The 13,892-nt window shown below is 70.7% G+C and carries 10 protein-coding genes; 1 reads left to right on the top strand and 9 read right to left on the bottom strand.

What is annotated here, in order from left to right; translation table 11 throughout:
• Positions 1-102: 102 nt before the first annotated feature.
• From AB0K52_RS20920 to AB0K52_RS20955, 8 genes are all read right to left on the bottom strand, one after another.
• Positions 103-2,343, bottom strand: a complete 2,241-nt coding sequence (locus tag AB0K52_RS20920; protein ID WP_363534854.1) for a carbohydrate-binding protein — start codon at positions 2,341-2,343, stop codon at positions 103-105.
• An 86-nt stretch (positions 2,344-2,429) separates the two neighbouring features.
• On the bottom strand, positions 2,430-3,719 hold the full coding sequence (locus tag AB0K52_RS20925; RefSeq protein ID WP_363534857.1) for an RICIN domain-containing protein: 1,290 nt from the start codon (positions 3,717-3,719) through the stop codon (positions 2,430-2,432).
• 273 nt (positions 3,720-3,992) lie between these two features.
• The gene (locus tag AB0K52_RS20930; RefSeq protein ID WP_363534860.1) at positions 3,993-4,991 is read right to left on the bottom strand and encodes a LacI family DNA-binding transcriptional regulator; all 999 of its coding nucleotides are present in this window, start codon (positions 4,989-4,991) and stop codon (positions 3,993-3,995) included.
• A 71-nt stretch (positions 4,992-5,062) separates the two neighbouring features.
• Positions 5,063-6,682, bottom strand: a complete 1,620-nt coding sequence (locus tag AB0K52_RS20935; RefSeq protein ID WP_363534864.1) for a glycosyl hydrolase 53 family protein — start codon at positions 6,680-6,682, stop codon at positions 5,063-5,065.
• Positions 6,683-6,758: 76 nt separating this feature from the next.
• Positions 6,759-7,604 (bottom strand): sugar ABC transporter permease, encoded by an 846-nt coding sequence (locus AB0K52_RS20940; protein WP_363534866.1) that lies wholly within the window; start codon positions 7,602-7,604, stop codon positions 6,759-6,761.
• Positions 7,604-9,019 carry a sugar ABC transporter permease gene (locus AB0K52_RS20945; protein WP_363534869.1) on the bottom strand — a complete coding sequence of 472 codons (1,416 nt, stop codon included), beginning with the start codon at positions 9,017-9,019 and terminating at the stop codon, positions 7,604-7,606. The genes AB0K52_RS20940 and AB0K52_RS20945 overlap by 1 nt, the downstream gene beginning before the upstream one ends.
• Positions 9,020-9,031: 12 nt before the next feature.
• Positions 9,032-10,342, bottom strand: a complete 1,311-nt coding sequence (locus tag AB0K52_RS20950; protein WP_363534872.1) for an extracellular solute-binding protein — start codon at positions 10,340-10,342, stop codon at positions 9,032-9,034.
• A gap of 293 nt (positions 10,343-10,635) precedes the next feature.
• Entirely contained in the window at positions 10,636-12,759 is a 2,124-nt protein-coding gene (locus AB0K52_RS20955; protein WP_363534875.1) for an MMPL family transporter, read from the bottom strand.
• On the opposite strand from AB0K52_RS20955, the gene AB0K52_RS20960 reads away from it, so the two are divergent.
• Complete coding sequence (locus tag AB0K52_RS20960) at positions 12,758-13,450, top strand: FtsX-like permease family protein (RefSeq protein WP_363534878.1); 693 nt, start codon at positions 12,758-12,760, stop codon at positions 13,448-13,450. The genes AB0K52_RS20955 and AB0K52_RS20960 overlap by 2 nt on opposite strands.
• 9 nt (positions 13,451-13,459) lie before the next feature.
• Here AB0K52_RS20960 and AB0K52_RS20965 read toward each other — a convergent pair whose 3' ends face one another.
• The gene (locus AB0K52_RS20965) at positions 13,460-13,882 is read right to left on the bottom strand and encodes an arsenate reductase ArsC (protein ID WP_363534987.1); all 423 of its coding nucleotides are present in this window, start codon (positions 13,880-13,882) and stop codon (positions 13,460-13,462) included.
• Between the last annotated feature and the right edge of the window lie 10 nt (positions 13,883-13,892).

A 13,892-nucleotide genomic window follows, 5' to 3' on the forward strand; every position in this document is an offset into this window, starting at 1 on the left:
GCCGGGGCGGGACCGCGGCCGGGTCGTTGGCCGCATGCGAGCGGCACAGGGCGGGCGCATGCCCCGGGCGCCTCCGGCACGGGCGCCCGGGGCATGCGGGTCTCACGGGGTGTGGACGTCGGGCCAGGGGTAGGCGGTCTTGTCGCTGCCGATGTAGAAGCTCGGGTGCGGCGGCTGGTTGTAGGCCGTGTTCTGCCAGGCGATCGCGACCCGGTACTGAGGGTCGTGCATGAGGGTCGCGATGCGCAGGTTCGTCTGGTGCGGGGTCGCGTAGATCCGCAGAGCGGAGCTGTCGGAGGTCTTCCAGACGACCTCTTCGCGCCAGTCGCCGAACAGGTCCGCCGAGAGCGCCGGAGTGGACTTGGTGCCGTTGTTCGACGTGACGCCCGAACCGCTCAGGAGCGTGCCCGAGGGGTAGTTGGTGATCTGGGTGCCGTCGAGCAGTTCGCGCTCGCCGTCGCCGTCCCACCATGACAGGAAGTTCATCGAGCCGGGCTTCGCCCCGATGTTCTGACCCGAGGCGTTGAGCAGGCCGCCGACGTTCGCCGACCAGTACTCCGCGCCCGGGTTGGAGGCGAGCACGTTCGCGGCCACGCCGCGGCCGTTGTCGCCGCTCGCGCCGGTCTGGAACATGATCTGGCCGTTGGAGCCGTTCAGGTGCGAGGACGGCTGGTTGCCGGCCTCGTGCACCATGAAGACCTCCTGGCCCGCGCGGCTCGGCACGAAGTCCGAGACGTGCAGCGCGTCCCCGTGGCCGAACCGGGTGTTCCACAGCGCCTGCCCGTTCGAGCCGACCGCCATGGCGCCGTAGACGACGTCCTGGTTCCCGTCGCCGTTGAGGTCGGCGATGGAGAGGCTGTGCGCGCCCTGGCCCGCGTACTGGGAGCCGGCGGTGTTGGAGTCGAAGGTCCAGCGGGTGGTCAGGTCGGTGCCGTTCCAGTCGACCGCCCAGATCACCGAGCGCGTGTAGTAGCCGCGGGCGAAGATCATCGACGGGGTCGCGCCGTCGAGGTAGGCGGTCCCGGCGAGGAACCGGTCGACCCGGTTGCCGTAGTTGTCGCCCCAGGACGAGACGTTGCCGCGCGGCGGGTTGTAGTTGACGGTGTCCATCGCCGCGCCGGTCTGGCCGTTGAAGACCGTGAGGAACTCGGGCCCGGAGAGGATGTAGCCGTCGCCGTTGCGGTAGTCGGCGCTGGCGTTGCCGATGACGGTCCCGGCGCCGTCGCGGGTGCCGTCGGCGGTCTTCATCGCGACCTCGGCCTTGCCGTCGCCGTCGTAGTCGAAGACCTGGAACTGGGTGTAGTGCGCGCCCGAGCGGATGTTGCGGCCCAGGTCGATGCGCCACAAGCGCTGGCCGTTGAGCTGGTAGGCGTCGATGATGGTGTTGCCGGTGACGCCCGCCTGCGCGTTGTCCTTGGCGTTGGACGGGTACCACTTGACGATGTACTCGTAGTCGCCGTCCCCGTCCAGGTCGCCGACGCTGACATCGTTGGCCTCGTAAGTGAAGCCGCTCGCCGAGGGTCGCTGGATCGGGATGTTGAGGTGACCGCTGGAGTTGAACACCGCTTCGGCGCCCGCGGCCGGCCCCTCGGTCCCGTTCACAACCGAGCGGACGGTGTACTGGGAGGTGGCGGCGCCGCCGGTGTCGAGGTAGTTCGACGCACCGGTGAGCGGCGAGGCGTTGACCTTCGCGCCGTCGCGGTAGACGTTGAAGGCCACATTGGATGGATCGGTGCCGAGCAGCCGCCACGAGACGAGTCGGCCGCTGCCCGAGGGCACCACGGTCACGCCGCGCGTCAGCGCCTCGACCTCGTAGCGGCCGTCGCCGGTCTGCGGCGGGGCGCCGTCCTCGAGTTCGATGAAGTCGATGTTCGCCAGCCCGGCTGCGGTGGAGGCGGCCAGGCGGACCGTGTTCGCACCGGCGTTGACCGGGATCGTCACGTTCTTCGTCGACCAGGTCGTCCAGGCTCCGGTGGCGGGGAAGGCGCTCGCCGCCTGGACGGTCGTGCCGTTGACGACGATGTCGGCCGAGCGGGTGTCGGTGCCGCCGTGGGCGTACCGGATCGCCAGGGTCGCGGTGCCCGCGCTCGCGGCGTTCACCGTGAACTGGTTCGCCGCGCCCGCGGCGTTGCTCGAGTTGCAGAACCCGCTGCCGGAGAAGCCGGCGTGGTTCGTGTCGATGGTGCCGTCGCAGGTGGCCGGTGCGCTCTCGGCTTCATAGCGGACGGTGGCGGCGTCGGCGGCGTTCAGTGTGATCATCGTGGCGGCCGCGGCCACGAGGCCGATCACCGCCGCCGCGGGGGCTCGCAGGCGTCGCGCCTTGCGAGAGGTTGGCTTGTGCATGTTCACTCCAGATCGGATGGTCGAGGGCCGCCCGCCGCGGCGGTGCGAGCCGCGTCGGGCGGTTGGATCGTTCCAATACGCGCGGGTCAGACGGCCTGGCGGGTGAAGCGCTGGTTCGGGGCACCGTTCGGGGTGTACTGCGAGATGCGAGCGCCGTCCGCGGTGGACTTCTCCCAGACGTCCATCGCGAGGCCGCTCGAGCGGTTGATGAGGCTGACCGTGCCGTCGCCGTTGTCGGTGACGCGCCAGTGCTGGCTCGTCGAGGTGCTCTCGGGCTGCTGGGTGATGTCGGCCCCGCTGCCGCTGCCCGCCTGCAGGACCAGTCCGGAGTGGCGGGCCTTGATCCTGACGTGCCCCTCCCCCGCGTCGGTGAACGCGAAGTCCTGGTTGGTGCGGCCGGTGGGCGCCCACTGGATCAGCCGCGCCCCGGCCGCGGTGGAGAGCGCGTCGATGTCGGCGTACTTGCCGCTGTGCTGGGCGATCAACCGGTAGTGCCCCGAAGGGCCGGGCGTGTCGCCGAGCTGGGACTCCCACCTGGTGTTCGACCCGGCCGCGTCGGACGGGAGGCGGTCGCGGGCGGCGGTGTCCCCGTACATGGTCCAGCGCGCCCAGTCCACGACCGTGCGCGGGAACCGCTGGTCGCTCCAGAAACTGGTGTGGCTGCCGCCGACGAATGTCAGGAAGGCCTTGGGCCAGTTCATCTCCGTGTACGCCTGGCGCGCTGAGGAGTAGGTGGTGGTCGAGTCCCGGTCGCCGTGGACGAAGAGGACCTTCGCGTTCACGGCCGCCGCCGGGTTGCCCATGTCCACGCAGGACTGCGGGTTGGCGGAGACGATCCGGCTGTCGGGCCAGGAGGTCAACAGGCCGTGGGTGGTCATGCCGCCCAGGGAGTGGCCCGAGACGCCCACGCCGACGCTGGTGTCGATCCGCCCGGCCAGGGGTCCGCTCGCGTTGAGCGCCAGCGTGTTCGTGAGGATCTGCGAGACGTCCTTGGAGGTGTTGCCGTTGTTGACGTCGGTGAAGTTGTGGTTGAAGTGCGGAGCGGGGACGACGAAGCCCGCCGCGGCCAGCGCGCTGATGATGAACAGCGAGTTCTGGGGGCTGCTGCCGTAACCGTGGGTGAAGTTGTAGACGGGGAAGACGCCGTTCGCGGCGGGGGCGTCCGTCACCGGGCTGCCGCCTGCCGAGCCGGTGGCCGGGTAGTAGACGTAGGTGGTGCAGGGGCGGCTGCCGCGGGTCCAGTTGTAGCGGCGCACGCCGACGGCGAACGGGGTGGAGGGGGCGGGGTCGGCGTGCGCCGGGGCGCCGCCGAGGAGGGCGGCGCCCGCGCCGGCGGCCGCCATGGCGCCGAGGCCGAGGAAGGTCCTGCGCTGCATTGGCATGGTTGCTCCTTGAGTGAGGTTCGGGAGATCGGCGGCCGTGCGCTGGCGCACGGCCGTGGCGGTGCGGGCGCGCTCGCGGCGCCGGGTGGGAGGTCGTGTGAGGAGGCCGCTGCCGGGTCGGCCCCGTTCATGTCGCGGTCCTTCAGGTCTCAAGGCCGCGGCTTCCGTGGAAGCGGTTACAACAAATTGAATTATATGGATAAATCGATACTTGGTCAAGCGTTCCGGCGAGCGCTTGCGAACGGTTTTCCCTGGGGCGGTGCCGGCTCAGGCCGAGCCGCGCACGACCAGTTCGGTGGGCAGCACGACCGACTCGGCCGGCTCGCCGTCGAGCAGGGCGATGAGCAGGCGCACGGCCTCCTCCGCGACCCGGTCGAGCGGTTGGCGGACGGTGGTGAGCATGGGGCTCGTCGCCGCGGCGATCGCGGAGTCGTCGAACCCGCCCACCGCCACGTCGCCGGGCACCGCCCGGCCCGCCCGCTGGAGCGCCTGCAGCGCCCCTGCCGCCATGAGGTCGGATGCGACGAAGACCGCGTCGAGCGCCGGGACGTTCGCCAGGAGCTCGGTCATGGCCCGCTCGCCGCCGGCCTGCGTGTAGTCGCCGTGCACCACCATGCGCTTGGTCGCCTTGCGCCCGAGCACGCCGGTGAAGCCCTCCATCCGGAGCGTCCCGCCGGGCGTGTCGAGCGGACCGGTGACCATGCCGATCCTGCGGCGGCCCAGGCCCACCAGGTATTCGGTGATCAGCTTGGCGCCGCCGCGGTCGTCGGCCGCCGCGTACGGGACGACGCGCTCGCTGCCGAGGACCGCGCCGCACGCCACGGCCGGGACCCCGCTGCGCTCGATGGACTCCAGCAGCGGGTCGCCCGCGTGGGCCGAGATGAGGAGCACCCCGTCGGCGTGGCCGCCGCGCAGGTACCGGGCGACCCGGTCGCGCCCCTCGTCGTCGACCACCATGAGCACCAAGGACATGTCCCGCTCGGCGAGCCGCCGCGTGGCCGCCCGCAGCAGCACCGGGAAGTTCGGGTCCTCGAACAGCCGCTCCTGCGGCTCGGACACCACCATCACGACCGAGCCGGTGCGGCTGGTCTTGAGGCTGCGGGCCGCCCGGTTGACGACGTAGCCGGTCTCGTCCACGGCCCGCCGCACCGCCAGTTCGGCGGCGAGCGAGACGTTCGCGTGCCCGTTGAGGACGCGCGAGACGGTCCCCGTCGAGACGCCCGAGGCCGCCGCGACGTCGTTGATGGTCGGCCGTTTCCGTACCAAAACCCGGTCCTTCCTTCGGTGGTCCGTGCGCGTGGTCGGCGGGGGCGGCGCGCGGCCGCCCCCGCCCCCCCTCACGCGGTCCGGACCAGGCGCACGTCGTCGACGTTGATCCAGTTGCCGCCGTTGGCGCTCGTGTAGAAGCCGGCTTCGATCCGGCCGCTGGTGACCTGGATGCCGGCGATGGTCACCTGCGTCCACGTCGAGGTCACGGGCAGACCGGCCTGGCGTTCGGTGCCGCCGTGGTGCTTGGCGTACAAGCGCGCCGCGCTCTGGCCGCCGCCGTTCATGACCCAGGCGGTGAGCGTGTAGGTCCCGTTCGGCACGGTCACCGCCTGGTAGGCCGAGGCGGTGTACGCAGTGGACTTCCAGAAGGTGAGCTTGCTCGAGCCCTGGTAGATGCTGCCGCGCGATTCGCGGAAGACCGCGCTGGTGTCGGCGCTGGTCGGCCCCCACACGCTCCAGCCGCTCGCGGGGCTGCCGGAGGTCTCGAAGCCGCCGTTGGCGAGCACGTTCTGGCCGGTGCCGGGGTCCCCGCCGCCGGTGGTCTCGGCGAAGACGTCGAGAGTCGAGACGGCCGCGCCGCTGCAGTTGAACAGGCCCTGGTTGTCCCAGGCGTTGCTCTCGCCCGCGAAGTCGTTGATGTACGCCATGCCCGCCTGGTTCGCCCAGCTCGTGGTGCCCAGCCAGGCCGGCTCCCACCAGACCAGGCCGCGGCCGCGGTCGTTCGGCACGGCCTGCACGGCGTTGCGCAGATCCCGCAGGAACTGCGTCTGCCCCGCGACCGTGGCCGGATAGCCCGACTCCTGCGCGTGGGAGCTGGTGAAGATGTTGCCGCGCCCGTCGCAGTCGGTGAGGGTGTGGGCGTAGGCGGTCTCCACGATGAGCACGTCCTTGCCGTACCGGGCGGCGACGTCGTTCATGTTGGTGCGCAACTGGCTCAGCGTGCCGTGCCAGTACGGGTAGTAGGACATGGCGATGATGTCGTACGGCACGCCCTGGTTGCGGGCGTTGTCGAACCAGGTGCGGTAGGCGGCGTTGTTGCCGCCGCGGTCGAGGTGCAGCGCGATCTCGATGCCGCCCGCGCCCTCGTGGACGCCCGCGATTCCGGCCTTGAGCAGGCCGCCCAGCTGGCTCCAGTTCGAGGTGCTGCCGGTCGGCAGCAGCATGCCGTTGGTGATCTCGTTGCCGACCTCCACGATGTCGGGGGTCGCGCCCGCGGCGGCCATCTGCGAGACGACGCTGCGGGAGTAGTCGCGCACCGCGGTCGTCAGCTGGCTGTACGACAGGCTCTGCCAGGCCTTGGGCTTGATCTGCTTGCCCGGGTCTGCCCAGAAGTCCGAGTAGTGGAGGTCGAGCAGCACGTCCATGCCGAGGGCCTTGGCGCGCTGCGCCATCGCGATGGTCTTGGCGAGGTCGTTCGTGCCGCCGCCGTAGGCCTGGCCCGAGGAGCTGTACGGGTTGTTCCACAGCCGCAGGCGCACCAGGTTGGCGCCGTTGTCGGCCATGATGCTCAGGGCGTCGTCCTGGACCCCGTTGTCGGAGAAGCGGATCCCGGACCGCTCCACGTCGATGAGGGTGCCGGGGTCCACGCCCATGTAGAAGTCGTCGCGCACGGCCTGGGCGGGCGAGGCGGTGGCGAAGGCGGTGAAGCTCAAGGCGGCGGCGAGGGCCACCGCGACAATGCGTCTCATGTGTCGCTCCTTTGCGATGGGGGTGCCGGGCGCCGCGCGCCCGGGCGGTCGAGGCCCTGGAGGGGGCCGGTGGGTCTCATCCCTTCTCCGCCCCTGCCATGGCGCCGGTGACGAGGTGTCGCTGCAGGACGATGTAGAGGATCGTGATCGGCACCGCGAGCACCACCGCTCCGGCGGCGAACGTGGTGAAGTCGTTGGCGTACTGGTCGGTGATCAGCTGGAACAGGCCGATCGCCACCGTCTGCTTGTCGCTGCTCTGCAGCAGCAGCCGCGGCAGGATGAAGTCCATCCACGGCGCCGTGAAGCTCGTGATCGCCACGAAGGTGAGCATCGGGCGCATGAGCGGCAGCACGATCTTGCGGAAGATGGTCAGCCGCCCCGCGCCGTCGAGCGCCGCGGCCTCGTCGAGGCTCGCGGGCAGGTTGTCCGTATAGCCCTTCATGAGCCACGTGTTGTACGGCAGGGCGGCGGCGATGCTCACCAGCGCGAGCCCCGTGAGGGAGTCGAGCAGCCCGAAGTTGAGGAACAGCATGTACACGGCGATCGCGGTGAGGAAGCTCGGGAACATCTGCAGGATGAGGATGCCGAGCATGCTCGCCTTGCGGCCGCGGAAGCGGATGCGGGCGAACACCCAGCCGCACAGCGCTGAGAGCGCGACCGATCCGGCCATGTTGAGCACCGCGACGTACAGCGAGTTCAGGTACCAGCGGCCGTAGTCGGTTTGGGTGAACAGCTCGGTGTAGTTGTCGAGCGTCGCGTCCGCGGGGATCGGGCCCGCGTTCGCCAGTCCCCCGGCGGGCCCGAACGAGGAGCCGACGACCCACAGGAGCGGGAAGACCACGACGACCGCGACCGCGAGGAGCTGGAGGTGGAGCAGCGCGGAGGTGGCGCGGTCGCGCGCCCGCTGGTTGACTGCGGCCATCACAGCTCCCGGATCGCTTTGGTGCGGTTGAGGTTCAGCACCGAGATCGTGCCGACGATGACGAACACGACCAGGCTCATGACCGCGCCGATGTTGTAGAGGCGGTTGTCGAGGGTGAGCTTGAACAGCCACGTGACGAGCAGGTCCGTGCTCCCGGCGAACCGGTAGTCCACATTGTCCGGACCGCCCTCGGTGAGGAAGTAGATGACGCCGAAGTTGTTGAAGTTGTGCACGAACGACAGCACGAGCAGGGGCATGACGGTCCGCTGGACGATCGGCAGCGTGATGTGCCGGAACTGCTGCACCGGCCCGGCGCCGTCGATGCGCGCGGCCTCGTAGTAGCTCTCGGGGATGTTCGCGAGGACGCCGCCGACGAGGGCCATGAAGAACGGGAAGCCGAGCCACAGGTTGACCAGGAGGGCCACGGCGCGGGCGAGGTTGGGGTGGGACGGGTCGGTGAACCAGTAGACCCGCTCGTCGGTGACGCCGAGGTCGACCAGCCACTGGCTGACGGGTCCGAACTGGCCGTTGAACATCGAGCGGAACACCAGGGCCGAGACTATCGCCGGCACGGCCCACGGCAGCAGGAACACCGAGCGCCACATCCGCGGGAACTTCACTTTCGGGCTGGCGAGCAGCACGGCCTGGAGCATTCCCGCGGCGTACGTCGTGACGGTGGCGAGGACGGCCCACACGACGGTCCAGCCCAGGATGCCGCCGAACGTCTCGGTCCAGGAGGGGACGGCGAAGATCGTCGCGAAGTTGTCGAACCCGACCCAGTCGACGAGGTTCTTGGGCGGGAGGTTGTCCCGGTTGTAGTTCGTGAACGCGACGAGGATGCCGAAGAGCACCGGCAGGACCGCCATGAAGACCAGGAGGACCATGCCCGGTGAGAGCACGATGTACGCGAACGCGCCCTCCCACAGCCGCCTGAAGTAGGCGCGCGAGGTCTCGGCCGCGCCGCCAGCGTTCAGGGCGGCCCGGTACCGGACGGCGTCGCGGACGCTCCATCCCCACAGGACGGCGAGCAGCGCCAGGGTCAGGAGCGCGATGAGGCCGTTGGCCATGAGGACGATCGAGTTGTCGCCCTCGGTGAGGCCTGTCAGGGTCATCTCGCGCGGCTGGGTGCCGAGCGTGGCCAGGCCCCACAGGCCGTGGATGAAGAAGCCGCCGTTGGCGCGCGCCGTGAAGTCCATCCCGGGGTAGTAGTTGCCGCTGGCGATCTCCCAGGCGATGGTTCCGGCGAATGCCGCGAAGAAGAACGCGGCCTTGCCCGCCTGCCGGTTGATGAGCTGCCCGGCCCCCCACGCCAGCGCCGAGGCGAGGCCCGGCACCGCAGCGGGGAGGCAGCCCGGGCCGCGCGGGGCGCGGTCCCGGGTCGGGGCGGGGGTTTCCGGGTTCGTCGTGGTGGTCACTGCCGCCGGTCCTCAGAGTCCGTGCAGTTCGCTGTAGCTGGCGGCGGCCTTCTCCTGCGCCGCCGCGGCGTCGGAGAGGCCGTCCCAGACGTCGATGACCATGGTGTTGCCGGTCTCCCAGAAATACTGCGGCACTTGAGGGATGAGTTCGGCGTTCGCGGACTGGGCGACGACGCCGGCCACGTGCGGGTCGTCGGCGATGCCTTCGATGCCCGAGAGCAGGTCGCCGCTGATCGCGGGGATCTGACCGGTCGCGCCGTAGACGGCGGCGGCGCCCGCGTCGGAGGCCATGAAGTTCGCGAAGACCCTGGCCGCGGCGGGATGTTCGGAGTAGCCGGAGACGACCGCGACGTGCATCCCGGCGAACGAGCCCGCGGGCTCACCGCCCTCGATGCCCGGCAGCGTGGTCACGCCGTAGTCGAAGCCGTGCTCGGCGGCGCCGGCGTCGAAGAGCGAGAAGCTCCATGGACCGGTGATGACGTAGGGCGTCTCGCCCTTGGCGAAGGCCTCTTCGATGGTCTCCCAGGTGCTGTCGGCGCTGGGCACGTCGTAGAGCTCGCGCAGGCCGGCGTAGTAGTCGAGCGCGTCGGTGAGGGCCGGGTCGTCGAACCCGGGGGCGTCCACATCGCCGCCGGGGTACACCTGCCAACCCGCGGAGGAGAGGATCGGATAGGCCCGGTAGATCTCGGCGGTGGACATGCGCAGGGTCCACCGGTTCGCCGATGGATCGTTATAATCGGCGGCGAGCGACCCGATCTCCTCCCATGTCGCGGCCGGCCGATCGGAGCCGGTCAGCTCCTCGAGCAGCGTGGTGTTGTAGATGAGCGCGAGCGATTCGGTGGTCACGGGCACGGCGTGCATCTGGTCCTCGACCGTGACGACGCTGGTGAAGGCCTCGCTGATCCGCTCCTGGAGCACACCGGTGTACTCCCCCATCGGCGCGGCGGTGCCGTCGTCGATCGCGCGGGCGACCTGGTCGTAGAAGCTCATGTAGACGTCGGCGCCGTTCCCGGCCTCGCCGGCGAGGGACATCTTCTCGACCGCGTCGTTCTTGGCGACGAGCTCGTACTCGATCTCCATGTTCGGGTACTCGTCCTGGAACTCCGCTTCGAAGGCTGCGATCACGGCCTCGGCGAGGTAGTCCTCCTCGAACCAGACCTTCAGCGGCACGGCACCGGAGGCGATGTCCTCCTCGATGACGTACTGCCCGGCCTCGGCGTCCCATTCCAGTTCGGAGGTCCGCTCCTCCTCGGCCGGTCCGCCGCACCCGGCCAGTCCCAGCACTGCCGCCGCCGCGCCGGCGGCAACTCCTCTGCCTCGCATCGCGTGTCCTTGTCTCCGTTGAGGGATCACGCCGCCGGTAACCCGGCGACTGTGAACGTTTGCATAAAAATAGCGACATGCATCACTGAATGCAAGCCGCTTCTGTACCAAATAGACCGAATGCCCGGATCGAAAACGTTAAAATGATTGCCGTTCTGTCACGTGCCGCCGCGATCCCGCCTCTTGAACCCCATGAATCCCATTATTTCGCGTGCACGTTCACAGTCGCGTGGCACACCGTTGCGGCCGTCGCGCGACACCGGTTCGCGAGGCGGCCGCAGCGGTGTGCGGGATCAAATGTCGGACGGTTCCCGTTCGCGTGCAACGCGTTTCGCGGTGGCGCCGGGCCACCAGAGGCGTTCGCCGATCCACAGGCCGAGCGCGGGGACGAGGAGGGACCGGACCACGATGGCGTCCAAGAGGACGCCGACGCAGACGACGACCCCGAGCTGCATGAGCGAGGTGAGCGGCATGAGCGTCAATACGGTGAAGGTCGCCGCGAGGACCAGCCCGGCCGAGGTGATGACGCCGCCGGTGACGGTGAGCGCGTTGAGGGTGCCCTCGCGGTGGCCCCGGTGCGGGACCTCCTCGCGGACGCGGGTCATGAGGAAGATCGTGTAGTCGACGCCCATCGCCACGAGGAACAGGAACCCGAAGAGGAGGAAGCCCGTGTCGACCGTGCCGTGCCCGAGGGCGTCCAGGATGAGCGCGGCGGCGCCGACCGCGGCGGCGAAGGACAGGACCGTCGCGGCGATGAGCACGGCCGCGGCGATGAGCGCCCGCAGGAGCACGAGGATCACCAGGAAGACGACCGCGAGGATCAGCGGGATGAGGAGCGCGGTGTCGCGCCCGCTCGCGACGGCGAGGTCCATCTGAGTGGCGGTCGGGCCGCTGACGAGCGCGTCGACGCCCGCGTCGTCGAACGCGGCGCGGAGGTCGGCGACGGCGTCCTCCGCTGCGGCGGAGGAGGGTTCTTCGGTCAGGACGGCGGTGACGCGAACCCAGTCGGAGCCGGCGGCGTGCTCGGGCTCGCGCGTCTCGGCGATGCCGTCCGCCCCCGCGAGGACCGCGGTCGCGGCGTCGAGTGCCGCTGCCCGCACGTAGACCTCGGCGGGCTCGGTGGCACCGGCAGGGTAGTGCTCGGCGAGCCGGGCGGCGACGCGCTGGGCCTCGGTCTCGGCAGTGAGGAGTTCGGAGCGTTCGAGGCCACTGGAGAGGCCGGTCCAGCCGAGGGCGAGCAGCGCGAGGACGAGGGCGGCCGAGGTCGCGATGACGCGCGGCCGGGCGGCGACGGCTGCGGCGATGCGGCCCCAGAAGCGGTGGGGCGCCTCGGTTCCGGTCGGTTTGAGCCTGGGCACGACGGGCCAGAACACGGCGCGGCCGAACAGGGAGAGCACGGCCGGAAGCAGGGTCAGCGAGGCCAGGACGGCGCTGAGGACGCCCGCGATGAGGACCGGGCCGAGGGCAGCGGTCGAGGCGACGGACGCGAGCGGCATGACCGCGAGCGCGAAGACGACCGTGGCGGCGGAGGCGAGCACGGCGGGCGCGGTGCGCAGGACGGCCTCGCGGAGCGCGTCGAACCGGTCGGCGCGGCGGTGGAGTTCTTCGCGGTAGCGGGAGACCAGGAGGAGCGTGTAGTCGGTCGAGACGCCGAAGACGAGGACGGTGAGTATGCCCGTGCTCTGGCCGTTCACGGTGACGTCCGCGTACTCGCCGAGGAGGTAGGCGGCGCCGGCGGCGAGCTGCTCGGACAGGCCGATGCACGCCAGCGGCAGGACGAGCAGCAGCGGGGACCGGTAGCTGAAGGCGAGGACGAGGGCGACCACGGCCACGGTCATGTACGTGAGCGGCCCGTCGAGCTCCTCGAAGGCGGACTCCATGTCGCGGGCGACCGCGGCGCCGCCGGTGAACCCGGCCTCGACGCCCGCGGGGAGTCCGGTCTGGACGATGTCGTCCGCTTCGGCGAAGATCGCCTCGCCGTCGGTGTCGATCGCGGTGTCCTGCAAGGGAACGATGAGCATGAGCGCTTCGCCGTCCTCCGAGGGGACCGGCCCCACAGTGGCCTCGCCTAGGGCGGCGAGCGTGTCGAGGGCGGCGCGGTCGGCTTCGACGGCCGCGTACACGGCGTCATCGAGCGACCCGTCGGCGGTGTAGAGCACGACGAGGCCGGTGAGGCCCCGCTGGTTGAACTCGGCTTCGGCGACGCGCTTGGCCTCGGTGGACTCGGCGTCGGACGGGAGCCAGTTGATCTGGGCGTCGTCCTGGATGTCGGCGAGCTTCGGCGCGAGGGCGAAGCCGACGGCGGCGAGGAGCACCCAGACCACGAGGGCGGGCCACCGGCCGCGCCGCCCGGCCGCGAAGGCGAGGAGGCGGAGCGGGGCGGACGAAGGGCGGAGTGTTTCGGAAGGGATTGCCATGCCCCGAATCTCGCCGCTCGAACCCGCACGCGCATCGGTCCGGCAGCGTATTCGCCTCTACGTCAGCGAACTGACCGGTCCCGCGCGGTCCGGAGCGCCACTGCTCACACTCGAGCACTACCTGCTGTCACCGGACCTCGTGTCGGCGGAGGCCGGTCCCTGGCGGCAGGTCATGCGGATCGCCGACGGCGCCGACGAGGCCGCGGTCGCCGCCGCGCTCGGGTCGTTCGGCGAGGTGTCGACGGTCGAGCGGTGGGTCCGCGCGACGGCCGCGGAGGACGACCGGCTGACCCGGAACCTCATGGTCATGCTGCTGGGCCTGACGATGGTGTACACCGTCATCGCGATGGTCAACGCGGTCGTGATCGCCGCGTCGAACCGCCGCCGCGAGTTCGCGGCGGCGCGGGTCACGGGGCTGTCCCGGGCGCAGGTGGTGCGGGCGGCGTTCGGCGAGTCGCAGGCGGTGGTGGCCGTGGGCCTGCTGCTCGGCGGCGCGGCCGCGGCGGCATCGGTCCTGGGCGTCTCTACGGCGCTGCGGAACCTGAACGGGCTCTCCGTGGTCGACGTCCAATGGCCGCTCCTCGCCGGACTGGCGCTCGGCCCCGCCGTCGTGAACGGGGCGACCGCGGTCGTCGCGGTGCTGTCGGCGACGCGCACGCCGCCGGTCCGGCTGGCGGCCTCGCGCGAGTAGCGCGCCGTGTCAGCGGGTCTCGGCGCCGTCCGCGGGGAAGAGCTCGGCGAGGAGGCCTTCGATACGGGTCTTGATCTCGTCGCGGATGGGGCGGACGGCGGCGACGCCCTGTCCGGCGGGGTCGTCGAGCTGCCAGTCGAGGTAGCGCTTCCCGGGGAAGACGGGGCAGGCGTCGCCGCAGCCCATGGTGATGCACACGTCGGAGGCCTCGACCGCGTCGACGGTGAGCAGCTTCGGGCGCTGGTCGGCGATGTCGATGCCGACCTCCCGCATCGCCTCGACGGCCGCCGGGTTGACGCTCTCGGCCGGGGCGGAGCCCGCGGAGCGGACTTCGACGCGGTCGCCCGCGAGGTGGGCGAGCCAGCCCGCGGCCATCTGGGAGCGGCCCGCGTTGTGGACGCAGACGAAGAGGACGGACGGCTTGGCGGGCATGGGCGTTCCT

It is taken from the genome of Glycomyces sp. NPDC049804 (genome assembly GCF_040674615.1).
GTDB classification, from domain to species: Bacteria; Actinomycetota; Actinomycetes; order Mycobacteriales; family Micromonosporaceae; genus Glycomyces; species Glycomyces niveus.

Bases quoted from the DNA above. Each gene is read 5' to 3' on its own strand.
- AB0K52_RS20920 (WP_363534854.1), bottom strand. From the start codon at position 2,343: ATGCACAAGCCAACCTCTCGCAAGGCGCGACGCCTGCGAGCCCCCGCG.
- AB0K52_RS20925 (WP_363534857.1), bottom strand. From the start codon at position 3,719: ATGCAGCGCAGGACCTTCCTCGGCCTCGGCGCCATGGCGGCCGCCGGC.
- AB0K52_RS20935 (WP_363534864.1), bottom strand. From the start codon at position 6,682: ATGAGACGCATTGTCGCGGTGGCCCTCGCCGCCGCCTTGAGCTTCACC.
- AB0K52_RS20940 (WP_363534866.1), bottom strand. From the start codon at position 7,604: ATGGCCGCAGTCAACCAGCGGGCGCGCGACCGCGCCACCTCCGCGCTG.
- AB0K52_RS20950 (WP_363534872.1), bottom strand. From the start codon at position 10,342: ATGCGAGGCAGAGGAGTTGCCGCCGGCGCGGCGGCGGCAGTGCTGGGA.
- AB0K52_RS20960 (WP_363534878.1), top strand. From the start codon at position 12,758: ATGCCCCGAATCTCGCCGCTCGAACCCGCACGCGCATCGGTCCGGCAG.
- AB0K52_RS20955 (WP_363534875.1), bottom strand. From the start codon at position 12,759: ATGGCAATCCCTTCCGAAACACTCCGCCCTTCGTCCGCCCCGCTCCGC.
- AB0K52_RS20965 (WP_363534987.1), bottom strand. From the start codon at position 13,882: ATGCCCGCCAAGCCGTCCGTCCTCTTCGTCTGCGTCCACAACGCGGGC.